The following is a 22,876-nucleotide window of genomic DNA, read 5'->3' on the forward strand; positions in this document are numbered from 1 at the left end:
TGCAGGTCTACAACTCCCTCACCTTCGAGATCGACCCCAGCGTGACCGCGGTCAGTGCCATCCTCATCGCCTTCGCGATCCTCGCCCTCGGCCTCGTGGCCCTGGTGCGCTGGATCGGCTCCGGGCGGCAGGCGCCGCTGCTGTCGGTCGAGAACACGGCAGGCGTCGCCACCCCGGGAGGCGAGGCCGTATGATCGCCGCCACCGCTCAGCTGACGGCCGCCACCGCTCAGCGGCACCTGCTGCTGAACATGACAGCCAACGGTTCGCTCGGCCATGAGGACGAAGAACTCCTCATCGTCCGGCGAGGAGAGGGCCCGTACGTCGACGACGCGGACGGCAGGCGTTACATCGACGGCCTGTCGGGGCTGTACTGCTGCCAGCTCGGCTACTCCTACGGCCCCGAGTTCGCCGAGGCCGCCGAACGGCAACTGCGCGAGCTCTGCTACAGCCCGCTGTGGACCGGCTCCGCGCACCCGACGGCGATCGAACTCGCCGAGCGGCTGTCCCGTATCGCCCCCGTCGACATCGAGCACACCTTCTTCTCGAGCGGTGGCGCCGAAGCCGTCGAGACCGCCTGGAAGATCGCCCGCCGGTACCACGCCCTGCGCGGGGAGCCGGGCCGGGTGAAGGCGATCGCCAGGCGCGGCGCCTACCACGGGCTGACCGTCGGCACCCTGTCGTTCACCGACGACCCCGGACTGACGGAGCCGTACGGCCCGCCGGCGATCGACACCCGGTTCGTGTCGAACACCAGCCGCTACGGCCTCGCACCGGAGTTCGCGGACGACGAGGTGTACACGGCGTGGCTGCTCGCCGAGCTGGAGGCCACGATCCTGGCCGAGGGCCCGGAGACCATCGCCATGCTCATCGCCGAGCCGGTGCAGAACCGGGGCGGCTGCATCACCCCGCCCCAGGGTTACTGGCAGGGGTTGCGGGCGCTGGCCGACCGGTACGGTTTCCTGCTCGTCGCCGACGAGGTGATCACCGCCTTCGGCCGGATCGGCGAGTGGTTCGGCGGGGACCGCTACGGCGCCCGCCCGGACATGGTCACCGTCGCCAAGGGCATCACCTCCGGATACGCCCCTCTGGGCGCGACGTTGGTCGGCACCAAGGTCACCGAGGTCATCAACCGGCCCGGCGCGGTCCTCAACCACGGCTACACCTTCGCCGGGCACCCGCTGAGCGCGGCCATCGCCCTGCGCAACCTCGAGATCATGGAGCGGGACCGGATCCTGGACAACGTCCGCGGTCTCCAGGACGACCTGGCGAAACGCATGGCAGCCCTCACGGATCTGCCGATCGTCGGCGATGTCCGCGGCACCGGGTTCTTCTACTCCTGCGAACTCGTCGGCGACCTCGACGGCGGCGGCTTCAGCGACACCGCCCGCACCGAACTGATCGTCGACCTGATCCCGCGCCGCCTGCGTGAGGCCGGCCTGCTGGCCCGCGTCTACAACCGCTCCGCGCCACTGGTCCAGATCGCGCCCCCGCTGATCAGCGACCGCGCCGTCCTCGACCGTATCGCCGCGATCCTCGCCGGCACCCTCGCCGAGGCGTCGTCCCGCATCTGATCCACGTTTTGGGAAGGAACCACATGTACACCATCGGTTCGCTGACCGTCGCCCCGGGCGCGCGCGCCCAGGGCCTCATCCCGGTCGGCACCAGCAGCTACGGCGTGGAGCTTGGCATTCCGCTGATCGTCGTCAACGGCGCGCAGGACGGCCCGGTCCTGTGTGTGGACGCGGGCGTGCACGGCGACGAGTACGACGGCCAGGAGGCTATCCGCCGCGTCCTCGCCGACATCGACCCGGCCACCCTGCGCGGCACCGTCGTCGGCATCCCGTGCATGAACACCCCCGCCTTCGAGGCGGCCGCCCGCGCGAGCGGCATCGACCACCTCAACCTCAACCGCATCTTCCCGGGTGACGCGGAGGGCTCGTACTCGCAGCGCCTGGCCGCCACCTTCGTCGAGAAGGTCGTCCCCGCCGTCGACGCCGTGGTCGACCTGCACACCGGTGGCGCCTACGGTGAGATCGCCCCGCTGGTCATCCTCCAGGGCGGCTACGAGGACCTGGCGACGGACCTGGCGCTCGCCGCCGGGCACGAGCTGGTCTGGAAGGGCGGCAAGTGGGGCGGCACGGTCCGCCACCCCGTCCTCGAGGCCGGCAAGCCCGCCATCACCATCGAGTGCGGTGGCGCCACCTATCGCGAGACCAACGTCGAGCACCACATGAGCTCGATCCGCAACATCCTGCGCAGCCTCGGCATGATCGACGGCGAGGCGGAGCTGCGGGACACCTACACGACGGTCTCCGGCACCTTCGCCCGCTCCGCCTCCGGCGGCTTCTTCGTCGCCCGCGCCGAGCCGGGGGAGACCTGCAAGGAAGGCGACCTGATCGCCACCATCACCGACCACTACGGCAACACGCTGGAAGAGGTCACCGCGCCGCAGGACGGCATCGTGCTCTGGGTCCGCCGGATCCGCACGGTCCGCCCGGGCGACGAGGTCGTCATCTTCGGCGAGGTGCTGGGGGAGATTCAGCCATGAGCGACGAACTGCAACTGACCGAGCTGCTGATCGACGGCAAGCAGGTCCCGGCCGCCGACGGGCGCTCCTTCACCGTCCTCGACCCGTCGAACGACACGGCCATCGCCCAGGTGGCGCTGGCCGGCAAGGCGGACGTGGACCAGGCGGTGGCCGCCGCGCGCGCGGCCTTCACCGCTCCCGAATGGGCCGGGATGCGTGCCGCCGACCGGGGGCGCATCCTGTACCGGATCGCGGAGGCCATCCGCTACCAGGGCGAACGTCTGGCCCGCCTGGAGAGCCAGGACGTCGGCAAGCCGCTGCGCCAGGCGAAGGCGGACGTCGAAGCGGCCGCCCGCTACTTCGAGTTCTACGCGGGCGTCGCCGACAAGCTCGGCGGCTCGACGGTCCCGCTCGGCCCCGGTCTGCTCGACTACACCGTTCGCGAGCCGATCGGCGTCTCCGGCCACATCATCCCGTTCAACTACCCGCTGCAGAACACCGCGCGGGGCTCCGCCCCCGCGCTGGCCGCGGGCTGCACGGTGGTGCTCAAGCCCTCCCCGGAGGCACCGCTCACCCCGCTGGAGATCGGCAGGATCGCCCTGGAGTGCGGTCTCCCGCCGGGCGTCCTCAACGTCGTCCCCGGTGACGGCGAGACCGGCGCGGCCCTCGCCGGCCACCCGGACATCGACCAGGTCACCTTCACCGGCTCGGTGCCGACCGGCATCAAGGTCGCCCAGGCGGCCGCCGCCAACGTGGTCCCCTCGGTCACGGAACTCGGCGGCAAGTCGCCGGTCGTCGTCTTCGCCGACGCCGACTTCGACGCGGCGCTCGGCGCCGTCGCCGCCTCCGCGTTCGGCAACGCCGGGCAGACCTGCTCGGCCGGCACCCGGCTGCTCCTCCAGCGCGGCGCCGAGGAGTTCCTGGACAAGCTCGTCGCGCACGCGGCCTCCCTCAGCATCGGCCCCGGACTCAGCGACCCGGACGTCGGCCCCCTCGTCGCCGCACGGCAGCGGGACCGGGTCCTCGGCTACCTGGAACTGGCCCGCGAGGAAGGCGCCGTGGCACGGGCCGGCGGAGGCGCCCCCACCGACCCCGAACTGGCCGACGGCTACTACGTCCAGCCGACCGTCCTCACCGGACTAGACAACCAGGCCCGGTGCGCCCGCGAGGAGATCTTCGGTCCCGTCGTCACGGTCATCGAGTTCGACGACGCGGACGAGGCCCTGGAGATCGCCAACGACAGTCCGTACGGCCTGGCCTCGTACGTGTGGACCCGCGACATCGACAAGGCGATGCGCCTGGCCGAGGGCATCCGGGCCGGCCAGGTCTATGTCAACGCCACCGGCGTCGGCACCGGCGTGGAGCTGCCCTTCGGCGGCTACAAGCACAGCGGCTGGGGCCGGGAGAAGGGTCTCGAAGGCCTGGCCAGCTACCTGCAGACCAAGAACGTCTGCATCGGGTTCGGCAGCCGGTCATGAGATACCGCACGCTCGGAGAGCGCGGCCCCACCGTCTCGGTGGTCGGCGTGGGAGGCAACAACTTCGGTGCCCGCCTCGACGAGGACGGCACGAAGGCCGTCGTCCACGCCGCCCTCGACGCCGGGATCACCCTGTTCGACACCGCCGACATGTACGGCGGGTCCGGGGAACGGGGCGGCTCCCGCGGCGACGGTGAACGGCTCCTCGGAGCCGCCCTCAAAGGCAGCCGGGACAACGTGGTGCTGGCCACCAAGTTCGGCATGGAGATGGGCCGAGAAGCCGACCTGTACGGCCGACGGGGCGCCCGCCCCTACATCCGCCACGCCGTCGAGGCCTCCCTGCGTCGCCTCGGCACCGACCGGATCGACCTGTACCAGTACCACGAGCCGGACGGCGTCACGCCGCTGGAGGAGACGGTCGCCGCGCTCAAGGAGCTGGTCCACGAGGGCAAGGTCCGGTACATCGGTTGCTCCAACCTGCCGGCCGAGCAGGTCACGGACGCCTTCGTGTCCACCCAGAACCGCTATCACCTGCTCGACCGCAGTGTGGAGCAGGACCTGATCCCGACCTGCCTGCGCCACGGCGTCGGTCTGCTGCCGTACTACCCGCTGGCCAACGGCCTGCTCAGCGGGAAGTACCGCCGCGGCGAGGAGCCCCCGCCCGGCAGCCGGCTGTCCTGGCGGCAGGGCTGGCTGACCGATGCGGCCCTCGACAAGGTCGAGGCGCTCACCGAGTACGGCGCCGACCGCGGCCTGACCCTCCTCCAGGTCGCGGTCGGCGCACTGGCGGCCCTCCCCGCCGTCGGCTCCGTCATCTGCGGAGCCATGACACCTCAACAGGTCACCGTCAACGCGGCGGCGGCCGACTGGATCCCGAGCCCGGCCGACCTGGCCGTACTCGACGCGATCGTCGCCCCCGGCGAACGCGTCGTCTGAAGCCCCCACCCCTCTGAAAACCCCGAGAGAGCAAGGCTGGACACCATGCGAGAGATCGTCACCTTCGACGCCTACGCCACCCTGATCAACTTCGAGCTCGGTCCCACGACCCTGAAGGTCCTGGAGGACCGGCTCGACCTGGACAACCTGGATGTCGACGAGTTCCTCGACGACTTCCGCGTCATGCGCTTCCAGGCCGTCCTGGAGGCCTACCGCCCTTACCACGAGGTCCTGCACTCCAGCCTGCGCAACGCCATGCGCCTGCACGGCCTGGAGTACCGGGAGACCGACGGCGAGGCCCTCGTGGACGCCGTCCCCACCTTCGGCCCCTGGCCGGAGGTCCCGGAGGCCCTGCGGAAGCTGAAGACCAAGTACGAGATCGCCATCATCTCCAACACCGACGACAACCTGATCGCGCGGAACGTCGAGAACATCGGTGTCGAGTTCGACTACGTCATCACCGCCCAGCAGGCCGGCGCCTACAAGCCGGACCGCCAGGCCTTCAAGCACGCCTTCCGGACCATGGGTGTCGAGTCGTCGCAGGTCATCCACGTCGCTCAGGGCTGGGAGTACGACCACATCCCGACCCGCGACCTGGGCCTGAAGCGCCGGGTGTGGATCAACCGCTACGGCCGCAAGGGCAGCGCCGACTACCAGCCGTACGACGAGCTGCCCGACCTGTCGGGCCTGCCGAAGCTGCTCGGCTGCTGACCAACGGCGCAACCGGCGAAACAGACCGAGAACACAGAGGACGCACGCCATGAAGCAGATCCCCTACTGGATGGACACAGCCCCCGCCCTGCCCGACCGTTCCGGGAAGGACCTGCCCGACGAGGCGGATGTGGTGGTGATCGGCGGCGGCCTCACCGGCCTGTCCACCGCTTACCACGCCGCCCGCAAGGGTGCCCGGGTCGTCCTGGTCGAGAAGGACCAGGTCGGTTCGGGCGCCTCCGGGCGCAACGGCAGCCACTGCAACCCCGGCATCACCATCAGCCCGGCCCAGGCCCGCCAGCGCTACGGGCAGGAACGTGCTCGCGAGCTCTACGACGCGTTCCGCGTCGCAGTGGACCTCGTCGAGGAGATTGCGGTCAAGGAGAACATCGACTGCGACTTCCACCGTGCCGGGCGCCTCGGCTTGGCCTGCAAGCCCAAGCACCTCGAGGGCATGCACGCCAAGCAGCGCGACCTGGCCGAGAACTTCGGCCACGAGACGGTCGTCCTGAGCAAGAGCGAGCTGCGCGCCGAGCTGGGCTCGGACCACTACCACGGCGCCCTGCTCGACCCGCTCGGCGCAGCCCTGCACGTGGGCAAGTTCGTCGTCGGCCTGGCAGACGCCGCCGAGCGTGCCGGTGCCGAGATCCACGAGCGCAACGCCGCCACCGGCCTCACCCGCCTCCCTGGCGGCGGCTTCGTGGTGGAGACCATGCACGGCACCATCCGTGCCAAGCAGGTCATGGCGGCGACGGATGCCTACACCGACCAGTCGTTGCCGTGGTTCCGCAAGCGGCTGATCAACGTCGGCAGCTTCATCATCGTCACCGAGCCGCTGGGGGAGGCGCGCGCCAAGGAGCTCATCCCCAACGGCCGCCTGCTGGTCGCCCACAAGAATGTCGGCAACTACATCCGTCTCACGCCGGACAACCGCCTCGCCTTCGGCGGCCGGGCCCGATTCGCCCCGTCCAATCCGGCGTCCGACGTCAAGAGCGGCGACATCCTCAAGCGGGAGATGACGGAGATCTTCCCGCAGCTGGCCGGGACACGGATCGACTACGTCTGGGGCGGCATGGTCGGCTTCTCCTGGGACCGCATCCCGCACGCGGGTGACGTCAACGGCCTGTACTACTCCATGGGTTACTGCGGTCACGGCGTGCAGATGGCCACGTACATGGGCCGCGCGGTCGCCGAGATGATGGACGGCAAGCCGGAGGCCAACCCGATGCGCGGTTTCGGCTTCCCGAAGGTCCCCGTCCCCTTCTACAACGGCACCCCCTGGTTCCTGCCGTTCGGCGGCGCGTACTACAAGGCGAAGGACAAGCTGCTCTGAGCCGATACCGACGGCGGTGACAAGGCAGTGACACTGCGGGGGCCTTCCGCGAAGAGACGCGGGAGGCCCGCCGCAATGGGGGTATGGCCACTCGACCACTCCCGCGGCTCACGTACATCCCCATCCGAGGATCTACGTCCTCGGCACACGTACATCGTCCTCCGAACTTCTTCTGAGAGAAGGCCCGCACCCCTATGACCGCCGCAGCCACCCGGAGTGAGCACGACCTGCTCGGCGACCGCGACGTCCCCGCCGAGGCGTACTGGGGCGTCCACACCCTGCGCGCCACGGAGAACTTCCCCATCACCGGCACGCCGATCTCCGCCTACCCGCATCTGATCGACGCCCTGGCCGCCGTCAAGGAGGCCGCCGCCCTCGCGAACGAGGAACTCGGCCTGCTGGACCCGAAGAAGGCCGCCGCCATCGTCGAGGCCTGCCGCGACATCCGCGCCGGCAAGCTGCACGACCAGTTCGTCGTCGATGTCATCCAGGGCGGCGCTGGCACTTCGACGAACATGAACGCCAACGAGGTCGTCGCCAACCGCGCGCTCGAGTTGCTGGGCCACGAGAAGGGGCAGTACCAGTTCCTGCACCCCAACGAGGACGTCAACCTCGGGCAGTCGACGAACGACGTCTACCCGACCGCCGTCAAGATCGCGACGGTGTTCGCGGTGCGCGGCCTGCTGAGGGCCATGGCCGTCCTTCAGGACGCTTTCGCTGCCAAGGCTGTGGAGTTCCGCGAAGTCCTCAAGATGGGCCGAACCCAGTTGCAGGACGCGGTGCCGATGACCCTCGGCCAGGAATTCTCCGCATACGCGGTCATGATCGAGGAGGACCGCGGCCGTCTTGCCGAGGCGGCGGAGCTGATCCATGAGATCAACCTGGGCGCCACGGCGATCGGTACTGGTCTCAACGCCCCTGCCGGATACGCCGAGTCGGCCCGCCGCCACCTCGCCGAGATCACCGGCCTGCCGCTGGTCACGGCCGCCAACCTGGTCGAGGCCACTCAGGACTGCGGCGCCTTCGTCCAGATGTCCGGCGTGCTCAAGCGGATCGCCGTCAAGCTCTCCAAGAGCTGCAACGACCTGCGCCTGCTGTCCTCCGGGCCGCGCGCCGGGCTCGGCGAGATCAACCTGCCGCCGGTGCAGGCCGGTTCGTCGATCATGCCGGGCAAGGTGAATCCGGTGATCCCCGAAGTCGTCAACCAGGTGGCTTTCGAGGTGATCGGCAACGACGTCGCCATCACGATGGCCGCCGAGGCCGGACAGCTCCAGCTCAACGCCTTCGAGCCGATCATCCTGCACGCCTTGTCGGAGAGCGTCACGCACCTGCGGAACGCCTGCATGACGCTGGCCGCGCGCTGCGTCGTCGGCATCACCGCCAACACCGAGACCCTGCGCGCGAGTGTGGAGAACTCCATCGGCCTGGTCACCGCCCTCAACCCGCACATCGGCTACACGGCCGCCACCGAGATCGCCAAGGAGGCCCTGGCCACCGGCCGGGGAGTTGCCGAACTCGTCCTGGAGAGGCGCCTGTTGCCCCCCGAAATCCTCGCCGACCTGCTGCGCCCCGAGGTCGTTGCGGGAGCCGGTCAAGCCTTGGCCTGACCCTGTCGGTGGGTCAAGTCGAGCGTGACCTGCAGGCCATAGGGCGTGCGCACGGGCGACCTGCGTACCCGTGCCTGCCAGGTGACGGACGCCGTCGGCCCGTCGACCGGGGCCGCGGCTACCAACTTCTCAAGCCCAAAAAGGAAAGACATGTCGCTCCTGAAGACCATCGACACCCATCCCTCCTTCGCGCCGCGCGAGTCCGGCCCGCTCCCGGAGCGCCTGATTTCCGGCAACCCCGCCTTCAAGACCTGGGTCCAAGACGTAGCCCGCGGGGACATGATCCGTACGGGCGTCTGGGAAGCGACGCCCGGCGAGACGCGCTCGGTCAAGGGCGAGACCTTCGAGTTCTGCCACATCCTCTCCGGCATCGTCGAACTCACGCCGGAAGGTGGCGAGCCGGTGGTCTACAAGGCAGGCGACAGCTTCGTCATGAAGCCGGGCTTCGTCGGTGTCTGGAAGACCATCGAAACCGTGCGCAAGATCTACGTGATCGTGATGTGATGCCGATACCGCTCGGCATGCTGATACCGGGCGCCTGGTCCGGGTTCGGCTGGGAGCGCTAGTCACGTGCCCGGAGCCGCTTCTTCCTGCGAGTCCAGGACGAGCACCGCGACATGCAGGGATGTGCGTTGCAGGCCCGATTCCAGGTCGCATCCAAGGAGCCGTTCGATGGCGTGGAGACGCTGGTAGAACGCCTGCCGGGACATCCCCGCCCGCTTTGCCGCGACCGACTTGTTTCCGGCTGATGCCAGATAGGCGCGCAGCGCGGGGAGCAGGTCGCCGCCGTTGCGGTCGTCGTGCTCGATGAGGCTGGTCAGCTGCCGCTCCGCGTACCGCTGGAGGCGGGTGTCGTCCCGCAGCACGCCCAGCAGTTCCGGCAGCCCGACGTCGGACGGGACATAGAACCACTGGTCCGGGGATGCCGACGTGATGGCCTCCGCGGTCTGCTCGGCCTCCTTCCATGACCGGGCGATCCCGGAGAGGTCGGTCACGCCGGGGCCGACCGCGACGATGGCATCCGGACCGAGCTCCTCGCGTGCGAGACGGCCGATCCGCTCCGCGACGGGCTGCCAGGCGCCGGCCTGCGCCAGCGCAAGGAGTACGCCGATCCGGCCCGGGGCCGTCTCGCCGACCAGGGCACGTACGCCGGTCCGCTCCAGTTCCTTCGCGATCCGTTCGTCGAGATGCTCACCCTCGCCGTCGGGTTTGGTGTGGCGGATCAGTACGGCGAAGAGCCGGTGCCCGAAGGCCGGCAGGCCCAGTGCCTCGGCGCGGGCGCGGGCGTCTGCGGGGGACCGGAAGCGCCGTTCGCACAGGTCCCGCAGCACGGAGCGGTGGGCCCGGCGCTCCCACCAGGCTGGTCCGGCCAGGCGTGCCATGGTCAGGGCGACCGCCGCACGTTCCAGCACCAGGACGTGTTCGGGGTCCGGCTCCGGGCTCTGCCGACTGTCCAGCAGGATCAGCCGCCCGCACAGGCCGTGGTGGTCCTGTACCGGGGCTATCAGCCAGCCCTCCGGGCCGCTCGGCGCGACCTTCTCAAGGGTCGGGGCGGCCCGGGAGCGCCGGGACCACGCCGACACCACCGGCTCGTACGGCCGACCGAGCAGTTCACACATCAGGACCCGGTGGGTCAGATCCTCGAGCACCACAGGGGCTCCGGTGAGCTCTGCGGTGGTGTGCACCACTTCCTCGGGAGTAGCGCCACGCAGGGTCAGGGTGGTGAAGATGTCCTGGATGTCGCTGCCGCGGCGCAGCAGTGCGCCATGGGCGTCGAGGATGAGGGCGTGCACCGTCTGGGTGACGTCGATGAACCGGACGCCGCGGGCCAGCTCGACCAGCGGCACCTCGCGTTCGCGGCAGGCCGCGACCAGTTCGTCGGGCACCTTCCGGTAGCGGTGGCCGAGCTCCACGACCAGTCCGGCCGCGTCGACGTCGGCGAGCTGGTCGACGTAGTCACGCAGCTTCGAGGCGTCCTCGGGATGCGGCATGCCGGTCGTCAGTACCAGCTCGCCTCCCTCGAGGAAGTCCGCCGGATTGAGCAGTTCGGTGACATGCACCCACCGAACCGCGCGGTCCAGACGTGACTCGCCGGCCAGGACGCGTGGCAGCCCTTGGACGAGTACAGGGAGGCGCAGGACTTCCCGGATAGTAAGGAATCGCCCAGTTGAGGGACGTTTCATCAGTGTCACTGACGCTTTCATCCAAAGGGAGCGAGACACACCCTTGCATCTGCCCGTCACCCTGACAAGAGGATCATCGCTCATTTCCGGCGCCACCCGCTCCGCTGTGACAGACCGTCTCGAGGAGGCCTCATTGTGGAACAGAGTGTGGGTTGACCTGCGATGTCGGCCGCCGCGAGAGTGAACGCCGTCCCAGCAGCAACCGGAAAGCGGGTCGGCCAGCGGTGCTCGTTCCACGACTGCCGTCCGGTCTGTCTCGGCAAAGGAGCGCCCCATGAGTACCCCGAAGCGGGTTGCCGTGATCGGCGTCGGCAGCATGGGCAGCCAGGCCATGTGGCGACTTGCCGCCCGCGGCGCCGAGGTCATCGGTTACGACCGGTACGCGCCAGGTCACGACCGCGGCGCGGCAGGGGGCGAGACCCGCATCTTCCGCGCCGCCCACCTCGGCGAACCCGGGTACATTCCGCTGCTGCGGCTCGCGGACCGGATGTGGGGCCGGCTCCAGCAGGAGACGGGGTGTTCGCTGCGACGCCGCAGCGGCTGCCTGGTGATGGGAGAAACCGCCTCACCCTCCATGCGCCTCCTCCTCTCCTCCAGTGCCACCCATCGGCTGGATCACGAGGTGCTGGACCGGGACGACCTCGCCCGCCGCTACCCGCAGCACCGTCTCGCGGAGGGACACACCGCCGTACTCGACCGGTCGGGCTGCATCATCAGGCCCGAGGCGTCGGTCCAGGCCGCCGCCGGGCGTGCCGAGCAGCTGGGCGCCCGTGTGCACCGGTACACCCAGGTCCGGGACGTCGTGCCCGCGGCGGGCGGCGGCGTGGACATCGTCACCGACCGCGGCACCGACCATGTGGACGCCGCGGTGGTGACCGTGGGCCCCTGGATCAACACACTGATCCCGGACCTTCCGCGGACGGTCGACATCCGCCGGCTGATCAGCTCCTGGCACATCCCCACCCGCCACGACTGGTTCGCGGGCGGCGCCCCCGCCTTCGTCCGCACCACACCCCACGACTGCTACGGGCTGCCGTCGCCCGACGGCATCTCCGTCAAGCTCGGCCTCTCCCTCGCACGCTATCTGCCGGTTCCCGACCCCGAACGGCTCGACCGTACGGTCCGCCCGGCGGAACTCGGCACCTTCCGTGAACTCATCCGTGAGCTGATGCCCGATCTGAACCCCGACCCCATAAGGCTGTCGGTCTACATGGAGGGCTACACCGAGTCCGGAAACCCGCTCGTCGGTCATCTCCCCGGCGAGGACGACATCGTCGTCATGGCCGGGTTCTCCGGCAGCGGCTTCAAACTCTCGCCCGCCATGGGCGAGATCGCCGCCGACCTTGCCCTCAACGGCACTACGGATCACCCCGTCGGCTTCCTCGCGCCGGCCGGACTCGGCGTCGCCTGAGACACGGTTCCCGAGCCGTTCGAGCCCAGCCCGCCCGTCCACGGACATCGCTGTCCACGGACATCGCTGTCCACGGACATCCCTGTCTACGGACAGCCATACCGAAAGACACCCTTGTCCCGGGACACCCATGTCCCCCGACCCGCACGACCCCTGCACCTCGGATTCCCCGCATCCACACCGATTTCCAGGAGGCCCCGCCATGGCAGGCAGCCGGATAGGACGCAGGACCATACTCCGCACCGCGGGTGCTCTGGCCGCTGCCACGGCAGCGGCCGGCTGCAGCACCCTCACCGGTGGCGAAAGCAGCGGCTCGTCGGGCGGCGGTAAGAAGTCGCTCGTCGTCAGGAACAGTGGAGGCTCCTACCACGAAGCCCTCTCGAAGGCGATCTACGAACCGTTCACCAAGGAGACCGGCATCACGATCTCCACGGTCAACTACGACACCGCACAGCTCATAGCCCGGATCACACAGGGCCGACCGCAGTTCGACGTGATCGACAACTCCATGCTGGTCTATCCGAAGATGGTCCGCGCGGACACCCTTCAGCCTCTTGATTACGACCGGCTGCCGCACGCGAAGGGCGCCGGCATCGCCGACCATCTGCTCACCGAACACGCCGTCGGCAAGAATGTGTGGGCCAGCCTGATGGCTTACCGCACCGATAGTCTGCAGCGAAAGCCGAAGAACTGGGCGGACTTCTGGAACACGGAGTCCTTCAGCGGCCAGCGCTCCCTGCAGAGCCTGGACGCCGACAACCCGGAGCTGGAATTCGCACTCCTAGCCGACGGTGTGGCACTCGATGACCTGTATCCCATCGATGTGGACAGAGCCTTCGCCTCGCTCTCCCGGATTCGCGGCGACATCAAGAAGTTCTGGAACAGCGGCGCTCTGCCGGCCGTCCTGCTCGGGCGCAAGGAGGTCGTCATGTCCAGTCTGTGGACCGGCCGCGCCGATGCCCTGATCCGGCAGGGCCAACCGATCGCCTATGAGTGGAACGGGGCCCGCCGGCACACCAACGGCTGGGCCATCCCCAAAGGCACGGACAAGACCGATGCGGCATATCAGCTGATCGACTTCTCCCTCCGACCCGACGTCCAGGCCGAGTTCGCCAGGATCTACCCGAACGGTCCCGTCGTTCCGGCCGCCCTGAAGGCCCTCTCGGACGACGTCCGAGCCCAGCTGCCCACGTCGCCCGAGCATCTGAAGACCGGGTTCGACCTCGATGTCGAGTGGTGGGACAAGAACCAGGATTCCGTCGCCAAGCGCTGGCAGGAGTGGGCCCATAAGTGACCACACCGGACTTCGAGGAACCTCCGGGTTCCCCCGCCTACCACTACGACGAGCTCAGCGACATGACCAAGCTGCCCGAGCTGCTGGGCTGCTGACGCCTCCGGCCGGGCACCCCCTTGCGGTGCCCGGCCGGCAGTACCCCCTGATGCCCAGGATCACCCACCATGACCGCCACCATCATCCGCGCGCGGCCAGGATCCGCTGCACCCTCTCGGCGTTGGTTGCGATGTGGTGACGCACCTCGCGTTGTGCCCGCTCGGCGTCGCCTTCCCGAACCGCGTCCATGAGCGGCTCATGCTCAGCGACCACCTTGCGCGGGTTCTCGTACTCCCGCTCGTAGGCGGACAGGGCCATGAGGTAAAAGCGCAGTTCCCGGGTCAGTCCCGCGTAGAACGCATCGATGCGGCTGCTGCCCAGGGATGCCACGATCGCTGCGTGAAAGGCCAGGTCCGCGGCCACGATGTCGGCACGTTCATGTGACGCGGTCGCCGTGCCGAGGCTGGCGTAGGCCTCCTCGACGACCGCGAGCTGGTCACCGGTGATTGGCATCGCCAGCGCCGCCGTCTCCAGGCGCTCGCGGGCAGTGTAGAGGTCCTCGACCGTCTCGGGTGTCGGAGAGATGATCACGGCCCCGCGATTCACCTCGAACCGGACGAGACCGCCGTGCTCGAGCAGACGGACCGCCTCCCGAACCGTGTTGCGTGCGATGCCGAGTTCGGTGGCGATCGCGCTTTCGCGTAGGCGCTCACCTGGGCGGAAGGCCCCCGCGAGAATCCGTTCCGAAAGCCCGTCCGCCACCTGCTGGGCAGTCGTCGTCCTGCGGGCTACCAAACCGTCGAGTGCCGTCATGGCGTCATCGTACCGAGCAGCACCCCTAGCGCTCAACAGTAGAACTGTTCTACAGTTCCGCCTCGGACGGCCTATCGTTCACCACTCGAAAGATCACCTTGGCGCAGCGCCTCGGCGGCGATCGCAATCGACGCCATGAGTCCTGTTCCCTTCAGGCCGCCGCCCTGCCGGGCGGGCCCCACACCTACATCCCGCGGCACGATGCACGGACGTTCCGGTCGCCGCACCCGCGCATACGGCCCTTCACTCCACGCCGCACGCGACCACCGGCAACGCTGCAGAAAGGCTCCGAACAGTGCAGACAACTCCCGAGCTGACCTCAGAGCACACCCAGCCCGACGCGCCGACAACACTCAGACAGCGTCACGTCCGAATGATCGCCCTTGGCGGCATCGTCGGAGCCAGCCTCTTCGTCGGCAGCGGAGCGGTCATCCACGCCGTGGGCCCGGCCAGCATCCTCTCCTACGCCCTCGGCGGCCTCCTGGTCATCCTCGTCATGCGGATGCTGGGGGAAATGGCCACCGCCTCCCCCGCCCTCGGGTCGTTCATGGAGTACGCCCGCGCATCGCTCGGCGGCTGGGCCGGCTATACGATCGGCTGGCTCTACTGGTACTTCTGGGTGGGCGTCGTGGCGTTCGAGGCGGTTGCCGGTGCCAAACTGCTCATGCTGTGGATCCCAGGCGTGCCCCAATGGGTCTTCTCGCTGATCCTCATGACGCTGCTCACCGCCTCGAATCTCGTATCCACTCGCTCGTTCGGTGAAACCGAGTTCTGGCTGGCCTCCATCAAGATCGTCACGATCGTCGTCTTCCTCGTCACCGGCGCCCTCTTCGCTCTCGGGATCTGGCCCGGTTCGACGATGTCGGTCGGCAACGTCACCGCGGGCGGCTTCGCTCCCCACGGCCTGTCGGCGATCCTGCACGGGATCGTGATGGTGATCTTCGCCTACGTCGGCACAGAGATCGTGACCATCGCGGCGGCGGAGTCCGCGGACCCGGTGAAGTCGGTGGTCAAGGCGACCTCCTCCACGGTTTGGCGTGTGATCATCTTCTACGTCGGCTCGGTGACCCTGCTGGTGATGATCACCCCGTGGGACCGAATCCCGACCCAGACCAGCCCGTATGCGGCCGCCTTCGGCAAGATGGGCATTCCCGCAGCGAGCACCATCATCAGCGTGGTCGTCCTCACCTCCGTGCTGTCCGTGCTGAACTCCGGCCTGTACACCGCCTCGAGGATGCTGTTCGCGCTCCAGCGCAACAACTGGGCGCCGAGGTGGGTCGCCGACCGCAGCCGGAAGGGAACACCCTGGAAGGCCATTCTGGCCTGTACGTCCGCCGGCTATGTAGCCGTCGTCATGAGCTACGTTGCGCCGGACACCGTCTTCGATTTCATCATCAACTCCGCAGGCGCCGTGGGCCTGTTCGTCTACGCGATCATCGCCGGATCACAGCTGCGTATGAGGCGGCAGCTCGAACGGGAGGCCCCCGAGCGGCTCAAGCTGCGCATGTGGGGATACCCGTACCTGAGTTGGATCACCCTGGCGGGCATCCTCGTCGTGGTGAGCTCCATGCTGCTGGTTCCGGACGCCCGCTCGCAGCTCTATCTCAGCGTCCTCAGCCTGGCGGTCATCCTCGTCACGTACGTGGTCGTGCGGTACGCACAGAAGGCCGCCGCACGTCGATGACGAGCCACGTACCGACGCCGCCACGGGTGGCTCTCGTCACGGGTGCGACCTCCGGGATAGGCGCCGAAGCCGCCCGGCGGCTCCACCAGGACGGGTTCGCCGTCCTCCTCACCGGCCGTTGCGGCGAACGAGGTCAGGCCATGGCTCGCGAACTCGGCTCCAATACAGCCTGCTTCGTCCCGGCCGACCTCACCCGGGACGGCGAGCCCGACCGCCTCCTGGACTGTGCCCTCGACCGGTTCGGCAGGGTCGATGCGGTGGTGAACAACGCAGCAGCCGACCACACCGGAGAACTGCTGAACGTCCCGACCGACGAGATCCGCGACACCTTCGAGATCAACACGTTCGCCGCGATCGCCGTTCTCCAGGCAGCGGGGCGCGCCATGCGGCAGTCCGGCGGCAGCATCATCAACGTCACCTCCAGGCTGGCCACGGTCGGAGTCCCCACGATGAGCGTCTACAGCGCCAGCAAAGGCGCGATGAAGGCGCTGACGGCCGCGGCCGCAGTGGAACTCGCGCCGTACAACATCCGCGTCAACGCCGTAGCGCCCGGCATGACCCGCACCCCGCTGTATGAGGCCTGGGTCAGCTCCCACAAGGATCCGGAAGCTCTCGCCCGCAAAGTGGCCGACGGCATTCCGCTCGGTCGGCTGGCCACCCCGCAGGACGTCGCAGGCGCCATTGCGTTCCTGGCCTCACCCAGCGCCGACTACATCACCGGCATCACCCTTCCCGTCGACGGCGGTTACACCGCCCAGTAACGTGCACACCCCCAGGGGAACAGTCATGTCTGACAAGAACTCACCCATCCTGACCGGGCCCGCTCTCTGGAGCGCCCAGGCCCACCTCCCGTCCGTTCTGGGACGCCAGCTGACGGTCGATCGCGCCGAAGGCAGCTATGTGTTCACCACGGAGGGGCGTCGTCTGTTCGACGGCACCGCCGGTCTGTGGCACGCGAACGTCGGTCACTCCCGCCCCGAGCTGGCCGAGGCCGCCTACGAGCAGATGCGGCGTCTGGAGACGTACCACATCTTCGGCCGCTACCTGAACGACCGTGCTGTGGAGCTGGCCGAGCGCCTGGCAGCCCTGTCGCCCATCGCGGACCCCAAGGTCATCCTCAACAGCGGCGGCTCCGACGCCATCGACGTGTCCTGTAAACTCGCCCGGCGTCACTGGCAGCGCGAGGGCCGCACCACCAAGACCGTGATCCTCAGTCGCGAGTTCGCCTACCACGGCCTGCACGCCTACGGCACCAGCATCGCCGGCCTGGACTTCAACCGGGCCGGCTACGGCACCGAGTCCCTCGTACCGGAGACCGCCCGCGTCTCCACCTACGACATCGCCGCCGTCGAGCGGACCGTGCAGGAGATCGGCGCGGAGCACATCGCGGCGATCGTGGCCGAGCCCATCCAGGGCACCGGCGGCGTCAACCCGCCCGTCCCCGGCTACCTGGAGGGCCTGCAGCGCATCTGCCGGGAGAACGACATCCTCCTGATCGTCGACGAGGTCATCACCGGCTTCGGACGTACGGGACACATGTTCGCCAGCGAGCGGTACGGCCTGCGACCCGACCTGATCACCTTTGCCAAGGGCGTCACGTCCGGATACGCCCAGCTGGGCGGCGTGCTTGTCGCGCCCCACATCTGGGAGCCGTTCTACCGTGATTCCTCCGACACGCCCGTCTTCCGGCATGGTGCCACCTATGCCGGGCATGCCACCGCCTGCGCCGTCGCCCTGCGCAACCTCGACATCCTCGAAGAGGACAAGCTGCTGCCCCGAGTGACCGAACTGGAGCAGCTGCTCGCCCGCGAACTGAACGGCCTTACCGCCCGGGCAGCGGTCGTCGAGACCCGTGTGGCAGGTTTCCTGGGCGGCATCACGCTCAGGGACGACGTCAGCGCCGAAGCGGTCACCGACGAACTCGTCGAGCACGGGTTCATCACTCGTCCGCTGCGCGGCAACACCGTGCAGATCAGCCCGCCGTTCATCACCACCGACGACGAGATACGGCAGCTCGTGGCCGCCATCGACACCGTCATCTCCGCCCAGGAAGGCAAGTGACCACCATGAGCACCCTCCCCGACGCCGAACCGACCGCCCTGGCCGACTCGGACAAGGTCCTGGCCAACCTCCACCTCGCCGTGCCCGGCGTGACCCGCACCTTCGACGTCCACGATCCGGCCACCGGCCAGACGATCGCGCAGGTTCCCGACTTCGACGCGCACCAGGCCCTCGACGCCGTCGCCCGCGCCGACGAAGCGGGCCGTTCCTGGGCCGCCACCACCACCCGGCACCGGGCCGACATCCTGCGCGCCTGGTACGACCTGATCATCAGCAACGCCGACATGATCGCCCTGCTCATCACCCGTGAGATGGGCAAGCCGCTCGCCGAGGCCCGCGCCGAAATCACCTACGGTGCGGACTTCGTCCGCTGGTACGCCGAGGAAGCGGTACGCCCTGCCGGAAACCTCCGCGACGCTCCCACCGGCGGGGCCCGTCTGCTCACCCGGCGCGCACCGGTGGGGTTGTCGGTCCTCATCACCCCGTGGAACTTCCCGCTCGCCATGGCCACCCGCAAGATAGCCCCGGCGCTCGCCGCCGGCTGCCCCGTCGTCATCAAACCCGCGCCCAACACCCCCCTGACCACGATCTTCGCGGTCCAACTCGCGCTCGCCGCCGGGGTCCCCGAAGACCTGGTGCAGGTCGTGACCACCACCGAAGCCCCCGCCTTCAGCACCGCTGTGCTGGCCGATCCGCGGGTGCGCAAGGTGTCCTTCACCGGATCGACAGGGGTCGGCAAGGTGCTCCTGCGTCTCGCTGCGGACAACGTCCTGAAGAGCTCCATGGAACTGGGCGGCAACGCCCCGCTGCTGGTCTTCGACGATGCCGACCTGGAGCGGGCCGTCGACGGTGCGTTCGCCGCCAAGATGCGCAACGGCGGCCAGTCGTGCATCGCCGCCAACCGCATCTTCGTCCAGGACGGTATCGCCGACGCCTTCGTCGAGGCCCTGACCGACCGGCTGGCCGCCTTGAAGGTCGGCAACGGACTCGCCCCCGGCGTGGGGCTCGGCCCGGTGATCGACCACAACGCCGTGACGAAACTCGCCGGCCTCGTCGAGGACGCGACCCACCGCGGCGCACACCTCCTCACCGGCGGCGCGGCCCCCAGCCACGCCGGCTCGTTCTTCGAGCCGACGCTCCTCGACCACGTACCGGCTGACGCCGCACTGGCCCGCACCGAGATCTTCGGACCGGTCGCAGCCATCCAGCGCTTCTCCCACCAGGACGAGGCCATAGCCCGCGCCAACGACACCGAGTTCGGCCTGGCGGGCTACGTCTTCACCGAGAACCTCGACCGCGCCTTCAACGTGGCCGACCAACTGGCCACCGGCCTGGTCGGCATCAACCAGGGCGTCCCCTCGAACGCGGCCGCACCGTTCGGCGGGGTCAAGCAGTCCGGCCTCGGACGCGAGGGAAGCAGTGAAGGACTTGAGGAGTACGAGGAGATCCGCTACTACAACCTCGCGCTGCGCCCTACCAGTTGACCCGTGTGGAGCCGACACCCCTGCGGTGGTTCTACTCTCTGCACACTGGCCTGCCGCGCGTACAGCAGGAGGGCAATCACTCCGGCCACGACCAGCAGCACCACGATGAGGATCTGCAGGACGAACACTTGCCCCGCGGCACTGCCCGGATCGAGCAGAGAGCGTGGTCTCGAACCCGGACTCGAACCGGTGCGCGGCCCTGCTTCAGCTCGGTCTCCGGCGGGTGCGGGGATGCCGCGCGATCGCTCCGACTCTCGTCGTACGCGTCGTCCCGACACATGCGCGAGACGTGGCTGACAGTCCCATGTCGATCACGCGCACGCAGGCGACCGAGGACGAGACGGCGGAGCGGACGACGGTTTTGAGGAAGCGACCCGCCCATAATCCATTCGTACACCGATGTTCATCCTTTATGAACCTGGGCTTCACCTGGCGTCGGTGGACTCTTACCAGTCCGCGTCCCCCCATTGGTCCAGCAGGGCGTCGGTCGTGTCTGCGTCAGGTTCTGTCGCCGTGCTGTGGAGGGATTGTTCGGTCCAGATCACTTTGCCGCGAGGCATGTACCGGGTGCCCCACCGCTGCGTGAACTGGGCGACCAGGAACAACCCCCGCCCCCCTTCGTCGGTGGCGGCCGCCCGGCGCAGGTGCGGTGAGGTGCTGCTGCCGTCGGCGACCTCGCAGATCAGGCTGCTGCGGTCGCGCAGGAGCCGCAGCCGGATCGGGGCGGCGCCATAGCGGATGGCATTGGTGACCAACTCGCTGATCACCAGCTCGGTGGAGAAGGCCAGCTCCTCCAGCCCCCACTCCTCCAGCCGGCGGGCGGCATCGGCACGGATCCCGGCGACGACGGCGGGGTCACCGGGCACGTCCCAGTCGGCGACCTGGGAGGGGTCCAGCAGGCGGGATCGGGCGACGAGCAGGGCGATGTCGTCGCTCGGGCGGGCCGGCAGCAGGGCGTCGAGGACGGCCCGGCAGGTCTCGTCCGGGGTCAGGCCGGGACCTGTCAGGGCGTCGTGCAGCATCGCCAGGCCGGTGTCGATGTCCCGGTTCCGGTCCTCGATCAGCCCGTCGGTGTACAGGACCAGCCGGGAGCCCTCGGACAGTGTGAACTCGGCCTTCTCGAAGGGGAGTCCGCCACCCAGCCCCAGCGGCGGGGAGACCGGCACCTGCAACTGCTCAACCGTGCCGTCCGGGTGTACCAGGGCCGGTCCTGGATGCCCGGACCTGGCCAGTGAGCACAGCCCGGCAACCGGGTCGTAGATCGCGTACAGGCAGGTGGCACCCGTAATTCCTTCGCCGTCGCTTCCCTCGCTGTCGACCCGGGTGACCAGCTCGTCCAGGTGCCTGATCAGCTCGTCCGCGGACAAATCAAGGGTGGAGAAGGTGCGCACCGCGGTGCGCAGCCGGCCCATGGTGGCCGCGGCGTGCAGGCCGTGGCCGACCACGTCGCCGACCACCAGCGCGACCCTGGCACCGGGCAGCGGGATGACATCGAACCAGTCGCCGCCCACGCCGGCCCGGGCGGGCAGATAACGGTGGGCGACCTCGACGGCGGACTGTTCGGGCAGGGAACGAGGCAACAGGCTGCGCTGCAGGGTTACGGCCAGGGCGTGCTCGCGGGTGTAACGGCGGGCGTTGTCGATGGCCACCGCGGCCCGGGCGGCCAGCTCCTCGGCGAAGGCCCGGTCCTCTTCCTCGAAGGCGGCCTGCTCCGCACGCCAGAAGGTGACCATACCCAGCACCACGCCGCGGGCTTGGAGCGGCACGGTGATCAGGGAGTGGAGGCCGCAGTCCAGGATGCGCCGGGTGCGTTCGGGATCCTGGGCTCGCCAGTCGTGGGAGGCGGTCAGGTCGGCATCGAGGACGGCGTGGCCGCGCTCGACGCCGACGGCCACGGGGTTGCTGGGAACGAAGCGGATGAGCTCCCCCACGGGGAAGAGGGGCCAGGCTCCCTCCATACCGTGAACCGCCGCGCGGCGCATTTCGGGGCCCGGCCCGGCCGGCTCCTCACCCTGTAGGACCGGATCCTGCAGGTCGACCGTGGCGACGTCGGCGAATCGGGGGACCGCCACCTGGGCCAGTTCCTCGGCGGTGTGCACCACGTCGAGCGTGGTGCCGATCCGCACCCCTGCCTCGTACAGCAGGCGCAACCGCTCCCTGGCCACGTCTGCCCGGCCCGCCAGTGCCCGCAGCTCCGTGGTGTCGCGCAGCGTGGCCACACGGCCGTGCCTGCCGCCGTGGTGGTCGACCGGCCGTATGTTGACCGCCAGCAGGTGGTCGCCGGCCAGGTGGACCTCGTCGGTGGCTGCCCGGCCCGAGACCAGCAGTTCGGCGGTCTCGGCCTCCAGGCCCAGGTCGGTGACGCGGCGCTGCTCGGCGTCCGCAGGCAGGTCCAGCAGTCGCCGTGCCTCGTCGTTGGCCAGCAGCAGCCGCCCGTCACCTCCGATGATCAGGACCCCTTCCCGCACCGCGTGCAGCACCGCGTCATGGTGCTCGTACATACGGGTCATCTCGGATGGATCGAGGCCGTGGGTCTGCCGCCGCAACCGCCAGGAGATCAACGCCGCCCCACCCGCGGCGACCGCCAGCGCGCCGGCGGCGAATCCGAGCAGCTTCGGCAATTGGTCACGGACCACGTCGTTCACGGTGTCCACCGTGATCCCGACGGCCACGAAGCCCACGATGGTCTTCCCGCCGGTGTCGTAGACGGGGACCGTCGAGTCCACGGAGAGGCCGAGACTGCCCTCGAACGTCTGGGTGAAGGGTCTGTCGATGGCTTCGCCCTCGCGGAGGGCGAAGATGTGCTTCCCGATCAGCTTCGGGTCGGGGTGGGTCCAGCGGAAGCCCTGGGGATCGAACGCCACGACATAGTCGACACCGGCCTCTTTCCGGGCTTCCTCCGCGCGCGGCTGCAGCAGCGCACTCGGGTTCTCGGACTTCATGGCGTCCAGCGTTCCCGGGGCGTGGGCGAAGGTCTCGGCGACTGCGAACGACAGGTTCCGGGCCTCCTGCATGGTCGCGTTCTGGGCCTGCAGCACGAGTGCCACTCCCGCGGCTGCGGCGAAGAGGACCATGATGACCAGCTGCAGCAGGAACACCCTGCTCGCGACACTGCGAAACCTGGGCAGACCGCTCAAGCGCGGCCCCGAACGTCGGCCGCTGGACGCCTGGCGCCTGTCGGGCTCCTCGAGCCCCTGCGGAGCACCCGCCGAACGGCGACGCCAGCCGCCGTGCGCGTCGGATCGGGAAGCCGAGAACTGACCAAAATGCCTGGTCATACCTCTCTTTATCTCACACGGCTACCCACGGGTATATGG

General features: G+C 69.0%; 17 protein-coding genes and 1 pseudogene. 15 read left to right on the forward strand and 3 right to left on the reverse strand.

Features of this window, described 5'->3' with window-relative positions; genetic code table 11:
• The 9 genes and pseudogenes from STSP_RS25520 to STSP_RS25565 all read left to right on the forward strand — a co-directional run.
• A pseudogene (locus STSP_RS25520) lies at nt 1-194 on the forward strand (ABC transporter permease); the annotation flags it as partial.
• Nucleotides 191-1,573 carry an aminotransferase class III-fold pyridoxal phosphate-dependent enzyme gene (locus STSP_RS25525; protein ID WP_067282623.1) on the forward strand — a complete coding sequence of 461 codons (1,383 nt, stop codon included), beginning with the start codon at nt 191-193 and terminating at the stop codon, nt 1,571-1,573. The pseudogene STSP_RS25520 and the gene STSP_RS25525, both read left to right, overlap by 4 nt.
• Nucleotides 1,574-1,596: 23 nt before the next feature.
• A complete protein-coding gene (locus STSP_RS25530; protein WP_067282625.1) occupies nt 1,597-2,550 on the forward strand; it encodes a succinylglutamate desuccinylase/aspartoacylase family protein in 954 nt (317 codons plus the stop codon).
• Nucleotides 2,547-4,007: an aldehyde dehydrogenase family protein gene (locus STSP_RS25535; protein WP_067282628.1), complete on the forward strand. Its 1,461-nt coding sequence runs from the start codon at nt 2,547-2,549 to the stop codon at nt 4,005-4,007. Before STSP_RS25530 ends, STSP_RS25535 begins: the two co-directional genes overlap by 4 nt.
• Complete coding sequence (locus STSP_RS25540; RefSeq protein WP_067282631.1) at nt 4,004-4,942, forward strand: aldo/keto reductase; 939 nt, start codon at nt 4,004-4,006, stop codon at nt 4,940-4,942. The genes STSP_RS25535 and STSP_RS25540 overlap by 4 nt, the downstream gene beginning before the upstream one ends.
• Before the next feature lie 45 nt (nt 4,943-4,987).
• On the forward strand, nt 4,988-5,653 hold the full coding sequence (locus STSP_RS25545; protein ID WP_067282633.1) for a haloacid dehalogenase type II: 666 nt from the start codon (nt 4,988-4,990) through the stop codon (nt 5,651-5,653).
• 49 nt (nt 5,654-5,702) lie between these two features.
• Nucleotides 5,703-6,986: an NAD(P)/FAD-dependent oxidoreductase gene (locus STSP_RS25550; RefSeq protein ID WP_067282636.1), complete on the forward strand. Its 1,284-nt coding sequence runs from the start codon at nt 5,703-5,705 to the stop codon at nt 6,984-6,986.
• A 194-nt stretch (nt 6,987-7,180) separates the two neighbouring features.
• Nucleotides 7,181-8,593 carry an aspartate ammonia-lyase gene (gene aspA / locus STSP_RS25555; protein ID WP_067282639.1) on the forward strand — a complete coding sequence of 471 codons (1,413 nt, stop codon included), beginning with the start codon at nt 7,181-7,183 and terminating at the stop codon, nt 8,591-8,593.
• 45 nt (nt 8,594-8,638) lie between these two features.
• A complete protein-coding gene (locus STSP_RS25565) occupies nt 8,639-9,097 on the forward strand; it encodes a cupin domain-containing protein (protein WP_232789789.1) in 459 nt (152 codons plus the stop codon).
• A gap of 62 nt (nt 9,098-9,159) precedes the next feature.
• On the opposite strand, the gene STSP_RS25570 is transcribed toward STSP_RS25565, so the two are convergent.
• Entirely contained in the window at nt 9,160-10,860 is a 1,701-nt protein-coding gene (locus tag STSP_RS25570) for a PucR family transcriptional regulator (RefSeq protein WP_456300510.1), read from the reverse strand.
• 190 nt (nt 10,861-11,050) lie between these two features.
• Here STSP_RS25570 and solA point away from each other — a divergent pair, with 190 nt between their 5' ends.
• Together solA and STSP_RS25580 are read left to right on the forward strand one after the other, a co-directional pair.
• Nucleotides 11,051-12,187: an N-methyl-L-tryptophan oxidase gene (solA, locus tag STSP_RS25575; RefSeq protein ID WP_067282645.1), complete on the forward strand. Its 1,137-nt coding sequence runs from the start codon at nt 11,051-11,053 to the stop codon at nt 12,185-12,187.
• Nucleotides 12,188-12,389: 202 nt separating this feature from the next.
• Nucleotides 12,390-13,481: an ABC transporter substrate-binding protein gene (locus STSP_RS25580; RefSeq protein WP_067282647.1), complete on the forward strand. Its 1,092-nt coding sequence runs from the start codon at nt 12,390-12,392 to the stop codon at nt 13,479-13,481.
• A gap of 177 nt (nt 13,482-13,658) precedes the next feature.
• Here the strand turns inward: STSP_RS25580 and STSP_RS25585 are convergent, their stop codons facing one another.
• Complete coding sequence (locus STSP_RS25585) at nt 13,659-14,330, reverse strand: GntR family transcriptional regulator (RefSeq protein ID WP_078067496.1); 672 nt, start codon at nt 14,328-14,330, stop codon at nt 13,659-13,661.
• 373 nt (nt 14,331-14,703) lie between these two features.
• Between STSP_RS25585 and STSP_RS25590 the strand changes: the two genes are divergently transcribed.
• Genes STSP_RS25590 through STSP_RS25605 form a run of 4 tightly spaced genes read left to right on the forward strand, consistent with a single transcriptional unit; the run spans nt 14,704 to nt 19,559 of the window.
• Nucleotides 14,704-16,014, forward strand: a complete 1,311-nt coding sequence (locus STSP_RS25590; RefSeq protein WP_107441396.1) for an amino acid permease — start codon at nt 14,704-14,706, stop codon at nt 16,012-16,014.
• Entirely contained in the window at nt 16,011-16,775 is a 765-nt protein-coding gene (locus STSP_RS25595; protein WP_067282653.1) for an SDR family NAD(P)-dependent oxidoreductase, read from the forward strand. Before STSP_RS25590 ends, STSP_RS25595 begins: the two co-directional genes overlap by 4 nt.
• A 25-nt stretch (nt 16,776-16,800) precedes the next feature.
• Nucleotides 16,801-18,075, forward strand: a complete 1,275-nt coding sequence (locus STSP_RS25600) for an aminotransferase family protein (RefSeq protein ID WP_067282655.1) — start codon at nt 16,801-16,803, stop codon at nt 18,073-18,075.
• A gap of 5 nt (nt 18,076-18,080) precedes the next feature.
• Entirely contained in the window at nt 18,081-19,559 is a 1,479-nt protein-coding gene (locus tag STSP_RS25605) for an NAD-dependent succinate-semialdehyde dehydrogenase (RefSeq protein ID WP_067282673.1), read from the forward strand.
• A gap of 446 nt (nt 19,560-20,005) precedes the next feature.
• Here the strand turns inward: STSP_RS25605 and STSP_RS25610 are convergent, their stop codons facing one another.
• Nucleotides 20,006-22,657 (reverse strand): SpoIIE family protein phosphatase, encoded by a 2,652-nt coding sequence (locus tag STSP_RS25610; protein WP_408646358.1) that lies wholly within the window; start codon nt 22,655-22,657, stop codon nt 20,006-20,008.
• Nucleotides 22,658-22,876: the final 219 nt, after the last annotated feature.

The organism is Streptomyces jeddahensis (genome assembly GCF_001642995.1).
In the GTDB taxonomy this organism is placed as follows: domain Bacteria; phylum Actinomycetota; class Actinomycetes; order Streptomycetales; family Streptomycetaceae; genus Streptomyces; species Streptomyces jeddahensis.